A 15582-nucleotide genomic window follows, 5' to 3' on the forward strand; every position below is an offset into this window, starting at 1 on the left:
TAATAAAAAGATTTGAAATATGCTTCGCGAAATAAAGGTGAAACTGGAGCTTTAGCGGAAGTCCCGAGAGCGAAGCGATTCGGGATATACTTGATGAAATAAGATAGAAACTGGAGCTATAGCGGAAGTCCCGAGAGCGGAGCGATTCGGGATATGCTTCGCTGAAATATATTGAAATAGATATTGATGAATATTTGCAGTGCGATATTTGTGGATATTGACCCTCACCTTAATAAAAAGATTTGAAATACACTTTGTGAAATAAGATAGAAACTGGAGCTTTAGCGGAAGTCCCAAGAGCGAAGCGATTCGGGATATGCTTCGCGAAATATTTCAATCATATATCAATCGTATTTCCACTTTATTCCTACCATATTTCTACAGTATTTCAATTATAAAACATGAAAAAAACCTTCCAATGCATTGATGCCCATACTTGTGGAAATCCAGTTAGAGTAGTATCCGGCGGAGTTCCGTTTCTGCAAGGAAATAATATGCTGGAGAAGCGCCAATTCTTTCTGGAAAACCTGGATTGGATCAGGACGGGGCTGATGTTTGAACCTAGGGGACATGATATGATGTCCGGATCTATGCTTTTTCCTCCACATGATCCTGAAAATGATTTTGCAGTGCTTTTTATAGAAACATCAGGTTGCTTGCCCATGTGTGGGCATGGCACTATCGGCACGATCACTGTAGCTATAGAGGAAGGATTGATCCAGCCCAAAAAACCAGGTTTCCTGAGAATGGAAGCCCCCGCAGGATTGGTTATGGTGGAATACAAGCAGGAAGGTAAAAAAGTAACTTCGGTAAAACTGACAAATGTAAAGAGCTTCCTTGCAGCGGAAGGATTGGAGATTGAAACTGATGAACTGGGTAAGCTTATGGTAGATGTGGCCTATGGGGGCAATTTTTATTGTATTGTAGATCCTCAGGAAAATTTTGCCGGGCTTCAGCATTTCAAAGCGGAGCAGCTGATCTCAATGGCAAGAAATCTACGTCAAAAGATGAATGAAAAGTATGAGTTTGTGCATCCCGAACATCCTCAGATCAAAGGCTTGTCACATGTACTATGGACAGGTGAGACCATAGATGCCTCAAGTACAGCCAGAAATGCCGTCTTTTATGGTGAAAAAGCCATAGACCGCTCTCCATGCGGAACTGGAACCTCGGCAAGAATGGCACAGTGGTTTGCCAAGGGTTGGCTGAAGCCTGGTGATGAATTTATCCACGAGAGTTTCATTGGATCAAAGTTTACTGGCAAGATAGAAGAAGTTACCGAGATTAAAGGAAAGCCAGCGATCATCCCAAGCATAGAAGGTTGGGCAAAAGTCTATGGCTACAATACGATCATACTGGATGATGATGATCCTTATGTGCATGGATTTCAAGTGATATAGAGAATGGAACGCGGAAGACGCTGATTTGGCGGATGAACACGGATTTTTTATCAGCGATCATCCGCATAATCCGCGTCATCACGATACTCGGGACAGGTTCTGCGTTCCGTCCAACCCAGAATTTTTTCATAAATCAGATTTTCTTAATCTATACATTTTTGATCTGCGACTATCTGCTCAATCCGTGTCATCAGTGTTCCATCTTAAGACAGGATTATTTTTCTATTAGGTAAATTATCCGATATTTTTACTATTAGAATCAAAAAGCTATTGTGAAATCTACAAAGAGGCACCACAACATCCGTCAATCCAAAACCATTTTTCGTCAACCCTCTCCACCTCTATCTTTCCAAGAAATCTTATATTCGTAGATTGAAAGAAACCAAAAACATATAACCAAGACGTTTATCTTTCTCCATCAATACCATCAAAAGCCTAAACACCAAGTTCTTGGTACTTGATACATTGTACAAAAAATGAAACCAACCATCATCATTGGAGGAGGAATTATAGGACTTTTCACAGCCTATTACCTCACCGAACAAGGAATAGAAGTCTGCATCATAGATAAAGGAAACTTGGACGTATCCACTTCAACAGGCAATGCAGGTATGATTGTGCCCAGCCATATCATCCCCCTAGCTGCACCGGGAATGATAGCAAAAGGCATTTCTTGGATGTTTTCTTCCAAAAGTCCATTTTATATTCATCCAAGACTGGACCGCAAACTGATGGAATGGTCCTGGCTATTTTACAAATCGGCCAATGCCGCTCATGTGGAAAGGTCTATTCCTTACTTGAAAAACATTTCCTTACTCAGCAAGGGGCTTTACCAGGAATTTAAAAATACGCACCAAGAAGAGGTGGATCTGGAATTGGCCGAGAAAGGCCTGATGATGATTTATCAAACTCCCCAAGTCGAAAAGGAAGAAATAGAATTTGCCCATCTAGCTAGAAAACATGGGCTGAAAGCTGATATTCTGACCCATCAGGATATATCCAAAATAGAACCCAACCTAGAAGTCAAGGCATTGGGTGCTGTTCTTTTTCCTGGTGATGCCCACTTATCTCCTTCAAGTCTATTCAATTTCCTGAAAAGCAACCTGAGAAAAAAGGGTGTGGAGTTTTTGACCCAGCAGGAAGTTTTAGGGTTCGAAAAATCGAAAAGAAAGGTTACTTCGGTCATCACGGCCGAGGGCAGCAAAGCCGCTGGAAATGTCATAATTTGCGGTGGTGCTTGGTCTGCTTCACTTGCCAAACTTTTGGATTTCAACCTCCCCATGATGGGCGGAAAAGGCTACAGTTTCATCCAGGACAATATCCCTGAAATCAAACAAGCGAGTATTCTCACCGAAATGAAAGTGGCGGTAAGCCCCTATGGCCAAAAAATCCGCTTCGGAGGCACCATGGAAATAGCCGGAACGGATGAGCGGATCAATATGAACCGCGTTAGGGGAATTTTTGAATCCATAAACAGGTACTACCCGGATTTTCGGGCCGTTTTTCCTTCCGAAGAAAACATCTGGAAAGGCCTTCGCCCCTGTTCGCCTGACGGCATTCCTTACATCGGTCCGGCACCGGGATATGAAAACGTTTGGGTCGGGACAGGTCATGGGATGATGGGTGTAAGTATGGCAACGGGTACTGGAAAAATATTGGCAGACCTTCATCAAGGTCATGCGGGCACAATGGATATCAAGGCCTTTGCCGTGGGGAGATATTGAGTGCCCTTGGATCTTATAACTCCTCGATCATATTTCTGTAATGGCTATTACTGTAATGTCCATTACAATAAATTTAAAATTGTAATCAAAATATCATATAGGACAAGCCCACAACATGAGCTTCTCTAAATTCACCTGAAAAAGGCTTAAAAAAAAGAGAGTGGCTGATTTTTAGTCTGGGAATTATTTCAAAATCAACCTTAAACATGACCGGAAGCTCGTCCAGAACTCCATTATTCCCAAAAGTCCTAAAGCCCAAGGTAGCAGTCAGTTCATTTCCCAATTGGTCTGTTTCATAGCCTAAACCCAAAAAATAATCTTGGGCCACTTCAAATGAGGCTTCTCTTTGTGGCAGGTGGGACAGATAACCGCTAAATGCAAAGAACAAAGTATTGTTACGGGTATTGGTTTTTTTTGTCCGTAGTTTAATATTATACCGTGGTTGAAAGAACATACTAAATCCATTCCCAAAAAGATAGCCCGCACCGAGGTCTAGGTTTGTCTTGGGGTAGTAAGGATTTTCCTTAGAATAATAGGTGTCTAGGCTAACCTTTCCTTCTTCATCTATAAAAAGTACCTTGTTCAAGTTCCTTTTCTTATACTGATCATACCAGTTATTCTCCAAAGCCGCTGACTTTACCATATCATTGATACCCGCATTTTTCAACACCTCCAGTTCATCAATCTCACCTAAAAAGAATTCCACTTCCATCAAATAAGAATAGTAGGTCATAGTAATTTGGTGCCTTAAAGCCGGCAAAAAATCATCTCCAATTTTGGCAAACATCCCGACTGGATTCATTAAAACCTTCAATTCATCAGATTCTGGGCTGAATATAATATGGTAATTCTGCTTGTCGAAATTCAGCCCCATAGCCGCTAACTTCTCTAAGAGGATCTCAATATCTTTATCAAACCCAAACCATCCATTAAAATCCCTTTGCCTATTGACATCGTGCCATCTATAGGAAACTTTTTTATGACCTAAGACGAAAATATCCAAGGTATCATGTGCGGTATTAAGCTTTAGTTCAGGCTGATCATAGAAGTACTCCAATGGTTTTTGGGGATGTTCCCAACTTTTTGGATGAAGTTGTAGCAGGTCATATAATCCTTGTCCATAAACGGTGCTAATCAATGGAAATAGCACCAAAAACATCAAAATCGTCCTCCTAGATTTAGTCATCTTTCCTTTTGTTTTTTGTTGGATTTCCTTTCTCTTGCATAAATTGTCTTCTCGCCTGAATCATTTGTTCAAAAGTCAATTTTTCCACGATCATCCTTTCTTCTACCTTTTTTTCGATTTTAGTTTTTTCCAAGGCTTGCTGAAAAGCTTGAGCAGATGGACTTAATTTCTTTTCTTCAGACGTAGCAAAAGTGTCTTCCAAAACAATGGTTTGTCTCAGGATTTTCGATTGCTCATTTTTATGCAATGTTTCCGTACTATCAGGAGTAATAGGTTTCCAAACCTCTTTTTCAACAAACTCTTCCTCTTGATGAGTAGCTGTGCTTATCGTCTTTTCCGGCTTTTGTTCCCAATTCGATGTTGGGATTTCTTCTACCATATTTGATTGATCTGAAGAAATAGCAGTAAGTAAATACCGAGGTTCAGCATCAGTCGAAGCCTTAAAATACCAAATTGAGAGTGCGATAATTGGAATTAAAGCAGCTGCTGCCCAATACCGGTATCTTGTTCTATCTTTTCGGGATGCTTTTACCACCTTGCCCCAGACCTCTTCCTTTCGGAATTCCACACCAACTGGGATCTTGGCTCTTTGGTCTATATTTTCAAATGATTTTCGAAGCATGATTCCAGCCGTTTGCTATTATTAATTTCTTTAGGTAATTCTTGGCCTTACTCAACTGTGATTTGCTAGTCCCCTCACTTATCCCAAGTTTTTCGGAAATTTCGGGATGTGAAAAACCTTCAATTTCATATAAATTAAAGACTGTCCTGTAACCTTCAGGTAGTTGGAGAATCAGCCCGAACAATTCATCTGCTGATAACTTGTCCAAAATATCTTCTCCCTCTTTTTGAAAATGTTCTTCAGGCTCTACCATCATCGGGCTTCTCATTTGTTTTCTCAAACACATCAAGCACTCATTAACTGTTATTTTTCTGGCCCAGGCTTCAAATGAACCCTCCATTTTATACTCAAACCTATGAAGAGACCTAAATACCTTTATCAGAGCACTTGACAATACATCTTCAGCATCTTCCTGATGTTTGAGATAGCGTAAGCACAACATAAATAAGGGTTTAGAAATAGAGTCATAGATTAATCTTTCCGCTTTAAGGTTGCCTTTTGACGCTTTCTCTATGGTTTTCTTTTCTAACAAATTACTTTACCCGTTTATTTTAAAAATGCGTCTTTTCACCAAAGGGTTGCCTGAAACTGAATTATTTTACAAAATCTATATCTCCCGCATCAATAATCCTCCTTATAAAAAGTAGAATACGGTCTATTTCTTCCCAGGAAAAACCCAACCTTAGCTGAGAGTGAGCCAAAGCATCCCTAAGTCTCCCTATTGCATTCATCATATCTACTTTTGATAAGCCCGGTTTTCTACACAGTTAAAATAGATAGTATTGAACCGGAATTTTAAGAAACAACTCAAAAAACCATTGTGACTTAGATTAGAATTCCTGTTTAGCAAGGCCTGAGCCAGACTAAATATCTCAAGAATTGTGCTGATTAGCTATATATTTACACCTGTTAACCTACAAAAAACTCCTTTCAACCACTAAAATCGTAATGAATACTCGAAGATTTTAGAATATTATTTGCACTAAATGCAGAAACACACTTCTTGACAGAATAAAATTACAGAAAACAAACTAATATTACTGATTGTCAATTATATTTGCTTATACGAATATTCAATTTTCTATATATCAATATTGGTTTTACCTTTGTATGGTTAGCAAAAACTCAATTATGGATAAATATTCCTATATCGCCAATGCCCATGTAGCCTACATAGATGAGCTATATGCAGATTACAAAAACAATCCAGATTCTATAGATCCAAGTTGGAAGACTTTTTTTGACGGCTTTGAATTTGCCATCGCCCAATATGGTGAAGATGAAAACGGTGGAGCTCAGTCAAGCTCAAAGCCATCATCCTCCGCACCAAACGGTTCACTTGCAACAAAGGGGACTATCATGGACATGGAAGAATTGCCAAAAGAAATTAAGGTACGTGCCTTAATTCATGCATACAGGTCCCGTGCTCACTTAAGATCCAAGACCAATCCAGTTAGAGAAAGAAGAGACCGCAAGGCTTTACTTGATCTCGACGATTTTGGTTTGGATCAAAATGATTTAAACACCGAGTTTCAAGCAGGAAATGAAATAGGTATTGGCAAAGCCAAACTTTCAAAAATAGTTGAATCTCTAAAAACTATTTATGAAGGATCAGTTGGTTTTGAATACCTTTATATTAGAGATCCGGAAATATTGGATTGGTTCAAAACCAAAGTAGAACAAGAATCCTTGGCATTCAATCCTTCTGTAGATGAGAAAAAAAGGATTCTATCCAAACTGAACCAAGCCGTGGTTTTTGAAAACTTCCTCCATACCAAATACTTGGGACAAAAGAGGTTTTCTTTAGAAGGTGGTGAAAGTACTATTCCATTTCTGGACGCCGTGATCAATACTACTGCTGACCTAGGAGTAGAAGAGGTTATGATCGGAATGGCCCACAGAGGAAGATTGAATGTACTTGCTAACATCATGGGTAAAACCTATGAGCAGATTTTTTCTGAATTTGAAGGTACTGCCAAGCCAGACCTGACCATGGGAGATGGTGATGTGAAATACCACATGGGCTATTCTTCTGACATAGTTACTACCGGAGGGAAAAAGGTAAATCTCAAACTAGCTCCGAATCCATCGCACCTTGAAGCTGTAAATCCTGTTGTGGAAGGCTTTATCCGGGCCAAAATAGATTCCCAACATAAAGGTGATAGCAAAAAAGCACTTCCTATTCTTATTCATGGTGATGCCGCTATCGCTGGACAAGGTATAGTTTATGAAGTTACCCAAATGGCAGGATTGAAGGGATACAATACAGGAGGTACCGTTCATTTTGTCATCAATAACCAGGTCGGCTTTACCACAGACTTTGATGATGCCCGTTCATCCATTTACTGTACTGATGTAGCCAAAATAATAGATGCTCCTGTCATTCACGTCAACGGAGATAATGCAGAAGCAGTAGTATTTGCCGCCAGACTTGCGGCAGAATTTCGTCAAAAATTTGACAAGGATATTTTTGTGGACATGGTCTGCTACCGAAGACATGGACACAATGAATCTGATGAGCCAAAATTCACCCAACCTGAATTGTATAATATCATCTCTAAGCATCCTAATCCAAGAGAGATTTATATCAAAAAATTGACGGAAAGAGGTGATATTGATGCCAAACTTGCCAAGCAAATGGACAAAGAGTTCCGTCAGCTTTTGCAGGACAGGCTCAACATGGTCAAAGAAAAACCTTTGCCTTATCAACAAACCAAGTTCGAGCAAGAATGGGGAAGTTTGAGAAGATCAAACCCAGAAGATTTTGATAAATCTCCCGAAACTGCAGTTTCTGAGAAAACCATTGAGGCTGTAGCCAATGCTGTGACTTCACTGCCAAAAGGATTCAAGCCTATCAAACAGATTGAAGTGCAATTGAAGCAAAGAAAAGATATGTATTTCAACTCCAAGTCCCTTAACTGGGCTGCAGCTGAATTACTTGCTTACGGTTCGCTTTTAATGGATGGTAAAACTGTCAGAATCACAGGACAAGATTGCCAAAGAGGTACTTTCTCACACAGACACGCTGTGGTTCACGATGCTACAACCAACAAGCCATATAATTTTCTAAAGGAATTGAAAGAAAGCAAAGGTCTTTTCAGCATTTACAATTCCCTGCTTTCTGAATATGCTGTTTTGGGATTTGAATACGGTTATGGAATGGCAAACCCACATGCACTGACAGTATGGGAAGCGCAGTTTGGAGATTTTGCCAATGGTGCCCAGACCATGATTGACCAGTTCATTTCCTCAGGAGAATCCAAATGGGGCAAAATGAATGGCTTGGTAATGCTACTTCCTCATGGCTATGAGGGACAGGGACCGGAACACTCCAATGCAAGACCTGAAAGATTTTTACAGCTATCCGCTGAATACAATATGGTAGTAGCCAACATTACTGAGCCTTCTAATTTCTTCCATTTATTGAGAAGACAATTGACTTGGGATTTCAGAAAGCCTTGTGTGGTGATGTCTCCAAAATCTCTCCTAAGACACCCCAAAGTAGTTTCTCCTTTAGAGGATTTTACAAATGGTGGTTTTAGAGAAATTATTCTTGACAACACCGTAAAAGCTAAAGATGTAAAAAGGGTTGTGCTTTGCTCAGGAAAAATTTTCTACGACTTGGATGAAGTCAGGGAAAAAGAAAAAGTAAAAGATGTAGCCATCATCCGGGTAGAACAGATCCATCCACTACCTATCAAGCAAATTACAGAAGCTTTGAAAGCTTATAAAGATGCAGAAGTAGTTTGGGTACAGGAAGAACCTGAAAATATGGGATACTGGAATTTTATACTTAGGATGTTGTACAAGGAACTCCCATTGGAAGTAATTGCAAGAAAAATGTCAGCTTCCCCTGCAACTGGATATAATAAAGTACACGTCGAGGAGCAGTCAACAATTGTAAAAAAAGCCTTAAAACTTTCAAAATAACCCCTAATCCCGTTTTTTACGGGAATAGGTTTAATTTAATAAATCAATTTTAAATTAACCTTGGGTTCACTACGGTGGATTTGGGGGTAAAAAAACTAAAACAATGAGCCTAGAAATGAAAGTCCCCGCGGTAGGGGAATCTATCTCAGAAGTAACCATTGGTCAATGGTTCAAGCAAGACGGTGAGCAAGTTGAAATGGATGAAGTCATCTGTGAACTTGAGTCTGACAAAGCTACTTTTGAACTCACAGCAGAAGCTGCCGGTGTGTTGAAAATCAAAGCACAGGAGGGGGACACCCTTGAAATCGGCGCAACCATCTGCATCATAGACACAGAGGCGGAGGCTTCTTCAAGCGAAAGCAAAACTAAGGAAGACAATCCATCCAAATCTGAAGAAAAATCTTCGGAAGGAGGCAAAACCGGAGAAATAAAAGAAATGATTGTTCCTACAGTAGGAGAATCAATCACAGAAGTTACCCTTGCCACTTGGCTGAAAGCAGATGGTGATTTTGTAGAATTAGATGAAATCATCGCAGAGGTTGATTCTGACAAGGCAACTTTTGAATTGCCTGCAGAAGCCAATGGTATCTTGAGACATGTTGCTCAAGAAGGTGATACTTTGGAAATCGGTGGCTTGATCTGTAAGATCGAAGTGACCGAAGGTGGTGCCCCTTCTGAGGAAGCGTCTGCTACTGAATCTGCATCTTCTGCTCCAAGCAGTGCTTCTACTTCTGATAAAGAAACTTATGCTACAGGACATGCCTCACCTGCAGCAGCTAAAATATTGGCAGAAAAAGGAATTGATGCCAAGGATGTAAAAGGTACAGGCAAAGATGGCAGAATCACCAAAGAAGATGCTGAAAATGCTCAGAAAAAAGCTCCAGAAGCGCCTAAAGAAGCTTCTAAGCCTGCGGCAAGCAAATCTGAGGCTAGTGCTGCTCCTGCGCCTAAAGTATCAGGGGCTAGAGATAGCAGAAGAGAAAAAATGTCTTCCTTGAGAAGAACTGTATCCAGAAGATTGGTTGCTGTGAAGAATGAGACGGCCATGTTGACCACTTTCAATGAAGTGAACATGGGGCCGATCATGGAGATGAGGAAGAAATTCAAAGATCAGTTCAAGGAGAAACATGGGGTGAACCTTGGCTTTATGTCATTCTTCACCAAGGCTGTATGTGTAGCCCTACAAGAGTGGCCTGCAGTGAATGCCCAAATCGATGGCAATGAGATCGTTTACAATGATTTCTGTGATATCTCAATTGCTGTATCTGCACCTAAAGGACTTGTGGTACCTGTAATCAGGAATGCGGAATCCATGTCTTTTGAAGAAATTGAAAAAGAAGTCGTGAGATTGGCTACTAAAGCCAGAGACAACAAATTGTCTATTGAGGAAATGACCGGAGGAACCTTCACATTGACCAATGGAGGTATCTTTGGTTCTATGATGTCTACACCGATCATCAATGCGCCACAATCTGCCATATTAGGTATGCACAATATCGTAGAGAGACCGATGGCAGTCAACGGAGAAGTCAAAATCCTCCCAATGATGTATCTGGCACTTTCTTATGACCACAGGATCATCGACGGCAGAGAATCCGTAAGCTTCTTGGTGAGAGTGAAGCAGCTTCTCGAAGACCCGACGAGGTTGTTGTTTGGAGTGTAAGCTTTTGGTACAAAGTACCAAGTACAATGTACCAAGAGTCATTAAACTTATCCGTTTAATTTAATTATTGCATTTGAAAATAAGGTTGAGTGATGGTAAATTAAGTTTAATTTCTTTTCACTCAACCCTACAAAATGCACAGATACAAAGAATTGAAAGTATGGCAAAAGGCCATAGACTTAGCAACTTTAGTCTATAGAATTACTGAAAAACTCCCAAAAGCAGAAAAGTTTGGACTTGTTAGCCAAATGAATCGGTCAGATGTTTCAATAGCCTCAAATATTGCAGAAGGAGCTGGAAGAAACTCTAATAAGGATTTCAATAATTATCTAGGAATTGCATTAGGTTCATCGTTTGAATTAGAGACTCAAGTCATTATATCTTATAGGCTAGAATACATCGATGATCAAGATTTTGAGTATTTAGAAAACGAATTAGAACATCTTCAGAATATGATAACCAAGCTGAAGATGAGTTTGAATCTTCAATAACCAACTAGGTGCTTTGTACATTGTACATGGTACTTGGTACAAAGAAAAAATCATGTACGACGTAATCGTAATCGGCTCCGGACCTGGAGGATATGTAGCGGCCATCAGAGCGGCACAACTGGGAATGAAAACAGCCATCGTTGAGAAATATTCAACATTGGGAGGTACTTGCCTCAATGTAGGTTGTATCCCTTCCAAAGCATTGCTGGACTCTTCTGAGCACTATCACAATGCGGCACATACTTTTAAAACCCACGGCATCAACCTCAGCGGCTTGAAGGTAGATTTGAAGCAAATGATCGGCAGAAAAGACGAAGTGGTCAAGCAGAATGTCGATGGTATCCAATACCTGATGAAAAAGAATAAAATCGATGTGCATCATGGTTTGGGATCATTTGTGGATAAAAACACGGTAAAAGTGACCAAGGAAGATGGCTCTTCTGAAAATATCCAAGGCAAAAATATCATCATCGCCACTGGATCTAAGCCATCTACACTTCCTTTTATCAAATTGGACAAGAAAAGAGTCATCACTTCTACCGAAGCTTTGAACTTAAAAGAAATCCCTAAGCACATGATCGTCATAGGCGGTGGTGTGATCGGAATGGAATTGGGTTCTGTCTACGGGAGGATGGGTGCAAAAGTATCTGTTGTAGAATACATGGATTCTCTAATCCCAACGATGGACAAGACCATGGGCAAGGAATTGCAGAAGTCTTTAAAAAAGCTTGGCTTTGAATTCTTCTTGAAACACAAAGTTGTGGAGGTGGAGAACAAAGGAAAAGAAGTCACAGTGAAAGCTGAGAATGCAAAAGGCGAGACCATAGAATTGAAAGGTGACTATGTGCTCGTATCTATCGGTAGAAGACCTTATACCGATGGGCTCAATGCAGAAGCTGCGGGGGTGAAAATCACCGATCGTGGCCAAGTGGAAGTTGATGAGCATTTGAGAACCAATGTTCCAAATATCTATGCAATCGGTGATGTGGTCAAGGGTGCCATGCTTGCACATAAGGCTGAGGAAGAAGGTACTTTTGTAGCAGAAGTAATTGCAGGCCAAAAGCCACATATCAATTACCTATTGATTCCCGGAGTAGTATATACTTGGCCAGAAGTGGCTGCTGTTGGCTATACCGAGGAGCAGTTGAAAGAAAAGGGTATCAAATACAAAGCAGGTAAATTCCCTTTCATGGCATCTGGTAGAGCTCGGGCTTCTATGGATACCGATGGCTTGGTCAAAGTACTTGCTGATGCAGAGACTGACGAAATCCTAGGCGTACACATGATAGGTCCAAGAACAGCTGATATGATCGCGGAAGCGGTTGTCGCAATGGAATTCAGGGCTTCGGCAGAAGATATTGCCAGGATGTCCCATGCCCACCCAACTTATACTGAGGCATTCAAAGAAGCATGTTTGGCAGCTACGGATAATAGAGCACTGCATATTTAAAGCTACTGTTTTTGCCTTGAAGGCAAGTTTATAATTGAAATATTTGAGTAAGAAGTCCGGGATTATAGCCGGACTTCTTGCTTTTTTTATGGTTACAAGGCGCCGATCTAACAGCTATGGAGAAGTGTGAATCAGTAAAAGATCTAAAGCTGATATGATCAAAAAGACCTTGGAATGGAATGAAATTTTCAAATTGTCTAAAACCAGAATATGTATTGAAGGTTAGGATTACTCAACGTAAAAAAGCCTTTATACTTCCATTTTATTCAATTTTTTCCAATTGAGTACGAGCAATTCTCAATAAATCAAAATGATCAACTCCTTTCGATGTAATTAAATCTAACCGATAACTACCTGGAGGGAGTTCTAAAAGATCGGCCCCAATTTGGTAAGTGCCCGCCTCAAGGATTTCGTCGACAAGTTTCATTTGGACACCTTCATCGTTCGAGGAAACTTTCAGCTCGACCTTCCCACTTTCTGGAAGGGTAAAGATGATTTCAGTTAGGGTTACCACAGGATTTGGTTGCAGATCAATTATGGTGCTTCGCTCGTTATCAGCTTCTCTAATTTTACGGAGACGGTGAATAGGTTCAGGCAAAGCGAAGCGATAGAAACTTCCCATTCTCTTTCCGGTCATTGAACCTACAAAATGTCCAGTGGCACTTGCAATTAATTCTCCACCAAATAAAAGGATGTTCAGCCCAACATTTTCTCGATGAATATTTTCATCTAAATAAGGTACGAGCGGATTCTCGATCGGATTTTGAATGGTAAGATAGTCTGTCGGGACCCACACCTCACTTTCCACCTGGTTGAAAACATAAATAGCACCCGCATTTTCCGAGAATGAAGTACCTTGGTTGTGCGCCGTAGCCACAATCATTCCATCAATTTCGAGAACGTTGGCACCGAATTGATCGTTCCGCATAAGCTCGTCAGGAGCCAGTAAGGCGGCATGCAACCACTCACCGTCTTCTTTTTCGTACACAAGCACAGCTCCTGAAGATTCTCCACGTAATTCGGCATCACCCAAGCCAATCAGTAATCGATTTTTCGATATATGGATATCATGTGGTTTAAACTCTGGAGCAATCCCTTCGATATCAATTTCAATCAAGGATTCGCGTTCAATGTGATTCCCAGCAAAATTGTAAATATACACACCCTCATTACTCGATACAGCTAGATGATCGCCATCGCTATGCATTATTCTTCCATAGTCACTTTGGCGCAGATTGGATTCCGGTTCGGTGATGGTTTCTTCGAACAACCACTCGTCTTCCCTCAGCCGGTACAATTGAATTTCACCTCCCATTGAAGCTTCAACAGTAGTACTTGGGGCACTCACAAGCATTAAGTCATTCTGAAAAACAACAGCTGAGCCAAAACGATTCCTCTCGCCAAGAAAAGGCTGTACCACATTATGACTATGGCTCCATTGTCCATCCTCACCCAATTTATACATCATAAGCATACCCATGTGTACAGAATCGCGTTGTGTAAAAGATCCATTGGGAAGGGGTCTAAAAACAGATCCCTCCTTCATTTCAGAACCTTTGTAATGCATGGCAATTACCAACCACTGATCATTCATTGTGATATTGGGACCAAGGTGCGCTCTTGAAAGGCCGCTGTATCGGTCGATAGCTCCAGCAGTGATTTTATTGGCTTCACTTAACCCACCATTTGCGTCAATGGCCGAACCGAAATCGTCTGCTGGAATGAGGTGCTGCACAGTGGGATTTTGGTTGGCATCATGACCGTAAATTCTTAGTGCTGACCTATCGGATTGTGCGTCTTTATTGTAGCTTGGCCCAGGGGATGCCGGTGGATATGCAAGCGTTGCAAAATAATTCTCATTTCCTGTGAGCGTGAGGCCTATAACCCGTTGATTAGAGATGCTTACATCCTCTGGATCAAGCCTAGGCCACTGTCCGATTTCAGGCGTTGGCGATATGACGTATGGCATTCCACGTCGGATAGATGTATTCTCATCCCTGCTGAAATCCCGTGACACCTCATGCTTGGATTGATTCCAAGTGGCATCGCTATAGGCCACGGTATTCCCTCCCATAGGTGGACTGAGCGTTTGGGGCTCGAAAGTAACCCATGTTTCGTCTTCTGGAAAATAAACTTCGAGAAGGTAATGCCTTGTTGCACCACGATCAGCAATTGGAATCAATGTGCGCACGGTTCGGGCGGGAACACCCATTTGCCGCAATATTGCAGCTGACAAATGTACATAGCCAATACAATTTGCAATTTGCTCATTGTAGACCTTCACAGCGTCAGGAATATCCGATGTATTGCCGTAGCTCAAGTGATGTCCTGTCCAATACAGCACGTTTATCACAAGAGTAAAGAGATCGCTATATGTCCCCTCTCGTTTGATCAACTCAGCTGTTTCAATAATTTCTTGTGCATCCCGCTGAATGAAGTTGTCGTTAGCCAAGTATGCCTCCATTCCTTCTGGAATGTTATCAACTGGCAATCCAGAGCGGAACTCTGGAAATGATTTGGCTGACTTTATTGTGATTACTGATTCCGTTACACTCAATCGCTCCACTGTTTGTTCGTATGTGGCAGAAATATGGTCTGGAAAGTCATAAACCCCATTATCATTGCTCCATGTTCTAACAATTTCATGGTAATCAATCCCTTCAGGAATTTGTGCCTCTACAAAAAACGAAAAGACCATAGCTGAAAAAACCGCAAAAATTCTCATCCAAAAGTATCGATTAAAAAAATAGTGAAAATTTAGCTCATTTAATAAAAAAGTAGTGGCTTGTCTTGAAGATATCATAGCTGTAAAGATTTATTTTGAGGATATATCTACAGTATTCTCATAACCATTTTAGGAATACATTCCACAAAACATTCAGGAAAACATACTGTATTTTCTAAGGAAAACTGATGGATAGTACCCATCCATCAGCCAAATCATACTTTCAACCTCTTGGCAGGTTCTATCTTTTGGCTTTCCCAATTATTATTTAATTCCTAAAATACAGCATATGATATTTAAATAGAAACTATTCAGATATTATCACCTTTTTCAAGCTTAGAAATCAAGCTAGCTATGAAGGATGATTTTTTCAGAATCAATCAGTAAACCT

The 15582-nt window shown here is 40.7% G+C and carries 11 protein-coding genes; 6 read left to right on the top strand and 5 right to left on the bottom strand.

The window, feature by feature from the left end; translation table 11 throughout:
- Nucleotides 1–401 precede the first annotated feature (401 nt).
- Both A33Q_RS06910 and A33Q_RS06915 read left to right on the top strand, forming a co-directional pair.
- Entirely contained in the window at nucleotides 402–1400 is a 999-nt protein-coding gene (locus A33Q_RS06910; protein ID WP_009035580.1) for a 4-hydroxyproline epimerase, read from the top strand.
- A 476-nt stretch (nucleotides 1401–1876) separates the two neighbouring features.
- Complete coding sequence (locus tag A33Q_RS06915; RefSeq protein ID WP_009035581.1) at nucleotides 1877–3124, top strand: NAD(P)/FAD-dependent oxidoreductase; 1248 nt, start codon at nucleotides 1877–1879, stop codon at nucleotides 3122–3124.
- Nucleotides 3125–3209: 85 nt separating this feature from the next.
- Here the strand turns inward: A33Q_RS06915 and A33Q_RS06920 are convergent, their stop codons facing one another.
- The 4 genes from A33Q_RS06920 to A33Q_RS22140 all read right to left on the bottom strand — a co-directional run bounded on the left by A33Q_RS06920 (nucleotide 3210) and on the right by A33Q_RS22140 (nucleotide 5666).
- Nucleotides 3210–4310 carry a hypothetical protein gene (locus tag A33Q_RS06920; protein WP_009035582.1) on the bottom strand — a complete coding sequence of 367 codons (1101 nt, stop codon included), beginning with the start codon at nucleotides 4308–4310 and terminating at the stop codon, nucleotides 3210–3212.
- The gene (locus A33Q_RS06925) at nucleotides 4303–4932 is read right to left on the bottom strand and encodes a hypothetical protein (protein ID WP_009035583.1); all 630 of its coding nucleotides are present in this window, start codon (nucleotides 4930–4932) and stop codon (nucleotides 4303–4305) included. The genes A33Q_RS06920 and A33Q_RS06925 overlap by 8 nt, the downstream gene beginning before the upstream one ends.
- On the bottom strand, nucleotides 4913–5464 hold the full coding sequence (locus A33Q_RS06930) for an RNA polymerase sigma factor (protein ID WP_040490173.1): 552 nt from the start codon (nucleotides 5462–5464) through the stop codon (nucleotides 4913–4915). The genes A33Q_RS06925 and A33Q_RS06930 overlap by 20 nt, the downstream gene beginning before the upstream one ends.
- A gap of 61 nt (nucleotides 5465–5525) precedes the next feature.
- Nucleotides 5526–5666, bottom strand: a complete 141-nt coding sequence (locus tag A33Q_RS22140) for a hypothetical protein (RefSeq protein ID WP_016254833.1) — start codon at nucleotides 5664–5666, stop codon at nucleotides 5526–5528.
- 397 nt (nucleotides 5667–6063) lie between these two features.
- Here A33Q_RS22140 and A33Q_RS06935 point away from each other — a divergent pair, with 397 nt between their 5' ends.
- The 4 genes from A33Q_RS06935 (at nucleotide 6064) to lpdA (ending at nucleotide 12466) form a co-directional block, all read left to right on the top strand.
- Nucleotides 6064–8862, top strand: a complete 2799-nt coding sequence (locus A33Q_RS06935; protein WP_009035585.1) for a 2-oxoglutarate dehydrogenase E1 component — start codon at nucleotides 6064–6066, stop codon at nucleotides 8860–8862.
- 103 nt (nucleotides 8863–8965) lie between these two features.
- Nucleotides 8966–10525, top strand: a complete 1560-nt coding sequence (gene odhB / locus A33Q_RS06940; protein WP_009035586.1) for a 2-oxoglutarate dehydrogenase complex dihydrolipoyllysine-residue succinyltransferase — start codon at nucleotides 8966–8968, stop codon at nucleotides 10523–10525.
- 134 nt (nucleotides 10526–10659) lie between these two features.
- Nucleotides 10660–11016, top strand: coding sequence for a four helix bundle protein (locus A33Q_RS06945; protein ID WP_009035587.1), 357 nt, complete (start codon nucleotides 10660–10662; stop codon nucleotides 11014–11016).
- Nucleotides 11017–11068: 52 nt separating this feature from the next.
- Nucleotides 11069–12466, top strand: a complete 1398-nt coding sequence (gene lpdA / locus A33Q_RS06950) for a dihydrolipoyl dehydrogenase (RefSeq protein ID WP_040490185.1) — start codon at nucleotides 11069–11071, stop codon at nucleotides 12464–12466.
- A 262-nt stretch (nucleotides 12467–12728) separates the two neighbouring features.
- Here the strand turns inward: lpdA and A33Q_RS06955 are convergent, their stop codons facing one another.
- Nucleotides 12729–15269: a transglutaminase-like domain-containing protein gene (locus A33Q_RS06955; RefSeq protein WP_009035589.1), complete on the bottom strand. Its 2541-nt coding sequence runs from the start codon at nucleotides 15267–15269 to the stop codon at nucleotides 12729–12731.
- Nucleotides 15270–15582: the final 313 nt, after the last annotated feature.

The sequence above is a fragment of the Indibacter alkaliphilus LW1 genome, assembly GCF_000295935.2.
GTDB lineage: Bacteria > Bacteroidota > Bacteroidia > Cytophagales > Cyclobacteriaceae > Indibacter > Indibacter alkaliphilus.

Bases quoted from the DNA above. Each gene is read 5' to 3' on its own strand.
- A33Q_RS06910 (WP_009035580.1), top strand. From the start codon at position 402: ATGAAAAAAACCTTCCAATGCATTGATGCCCATACTTGTGGAAATCCA.
- A33Q_RS06915 (WP_009035581.1), top strand. From the start codon at position 1,877: ATGAAACCAACCATCATCATTGGAGGAGGAATTATAGGACTTTTCACA.
- A33Q_RS06920 (WP_009035582.1), bottom strand. From the start codon at position 4,310: ATGACTAAATCTAGGAGGACGATTTTGATGTTTTTGGTGCTATTTCCA.
- A33Q_RS06925 (WP_009035583.1), bottom strand. From the start codon at position 4,932: ATGCTTCGAAAATCATTTGAAAATATAGACCAAAGAGCCAAGATCCCA.
- A33Q_RS22140 (WP_016254833.1), bottom strand. From the start codon at position 5,666: ATGATGAATGCAATAGGGAGACTTAGGGATGCTTTGGCTCACTCTCAG.
- A33Q_RS06935 (WP_009035585.1), top strand. From the start codon at position 6,064: ATGGATAAATATTCCTATATCGCCAATGCCCATGTAGCCTACATAGAT.
- odhB (WP_009035586.1), top strand. From the start codon at position 8,966: ATGAGCCTAGAAATGAAAGTCCCCGCGGTAGGGGAATCTATCTCAGAA.
- A33Q_RS06945 (WP_009035587.1), top strand. From the start codon at position 10,660: ATGCACAGATACAAAGAATTGAAAGTATGGCAAAAGGCCATAGACTTA.
- lpdA (WP_040490185.1), top strand. From the start codon at position 11,069: ATGTACGACGTAATCGTAATCGGCTCCGGACCTGGAGGATATGTAGCG.
- A33Q_RS06955 (WP_009035589.1), bottom strand. From the start codon at position 15,269: ATGATATCTTCAAGACAAGCCACTACTTTTTTATTAAATGAGCTAAAT.